The following is a 1254-nucleotide window of genomic DNA, read 5'->3' as shown; positions in this document are numbered from 1 at the left end:
CAGCGCGCAAGCGTAAGCCATTCAAGATACACGTCGTACGATATGCCGATGACTTCATCATCACAGGGGCCACGAAAGCTGTTTTGCAACATCAGGTTCGTCCTGCAATTGAGGCGTTCCTGAAAGAGCGAGGCTTGGAACTCTCTGATGAAAAGACTCAGATAACGCATATCTCGCAAGGCTTCGATTTTCTGGGCCAGAACGTACGCAAGTACGCCGGCAAGCTACTCATCACTCCGGCTCGCAAGAGTGTGAAGGCATTGCTGGATAAGGTGCGGGAAATCGCGAACGCAAACAAGACGGCGACTCAAGCTAACTTGATCTTGACCCTGAACCCGGTGATCCGAGGATGGGCCATGTATCATCGCCATGTTGTCGCCGCCAAGCGTTTCGCATGGATCGACCATCAGATTTGGCAAGTGTTATGGCGCTGGGCAGTTCGCCGGCACGCCATGAAAAGTGCCCATTGGGTAAAACAACGCTACTTTCGTGTCGTGGGTCAACGGCACTGGGTTTTCGCCACCCAGGAGAAAGCGCGCGGCATGAGTCAACCCGCTTGGCTGTATGCCGCCGCCAGTGTTTCGATCGTGCGGCATATCAAAATATGCAGTGCAGCGAACCCGTTCGATCCGGCATGGACGTTTTACCTTGAGCGCCGAAGAGCGCATCGTCAGGTTACCCAGTCTCACTCAGGCTGCTGGAAGGCTTGAGCCGTATGAGGGGTGACTCTCAAGTACGGTTCTTAGGGGAGGCAGGAGTGGTAACACTCCTGCTTTACCCGACTGAAGGCGCACATCGGTGTGAATGACGAGTCGGGGCTGGTGCACAGCGTGGTCGGCACGGCGGCAAACGTGGCGGATGTCACCCAGGTCGACAAACTGCTGCATGGTGAAGAGAACGTCGTCTGCGCCGATGCCGGCTACACCGGCGTCGAAAAGCGCCCCGAACATGCTGGCCGCGAAGTGATCTGGCAGGTCGCAGCACGCCGCAGCACCTACAAGAAGCTCGATAAACGCAGCGCCCTGTACAAAGCCAAGCGCAAGATCGAGAAGGCCAAGGCACAAGTGCGAGCGAAGGTCGAGCACCCGTTTCGAGTGATCAAGCGCCAGTTCGGTTACGTGAAGGTGCGCTTCCGTGGCCTGGCCAAGAACACCGCTCAGCTGGTGACGCTGTTCGCGCTGTCAAACCTATGGATGGCGCGCCGACATTTGCTGACTACCGCAGGAGAGGTACGCCTGTAATGCGGGAAATGGC

At 56.9% G+C, this 1254-nt stretch carries 1 protein-coding gene and 1 pseudogene; both read left to right on the top strand.

Going from position 1 to position 1254, the window contains the following annotated elements:
* The coding region (locus tag RT582_RS22410) for a group II intron maturase-specific domain-containing protein (protein WP_313480096.1) at window positions 1-710 on the top strand (710 nt) is incomplete at its 5' end.
* 72 nt (window positions 711-782) lie between these two features.
* Window positions 783-1241 (top strand): annotated as a pseudogene (locus RT582_RS22405) (IS5 family transposase); the annotation flags it as partial.
* Window positions 1242-1254 lie beyond the last annotated feature (13 nt).

Source organism: Stutzerimonas kunmingensis (assembly GCF_032106285.1).
Taxonomy (GTDB): Bacteria; Pseudomonadota; Gammaproteobacteria; order Pseudomonadales; family Pseudomonadaceae; genus Stutzerimonas; species Stutzerimonas kunmingensis_B.
Note: the sequence above shows the minus strand (reverse complement) of the source record. Positions and strands in the feature narration are given on the sequence as shown.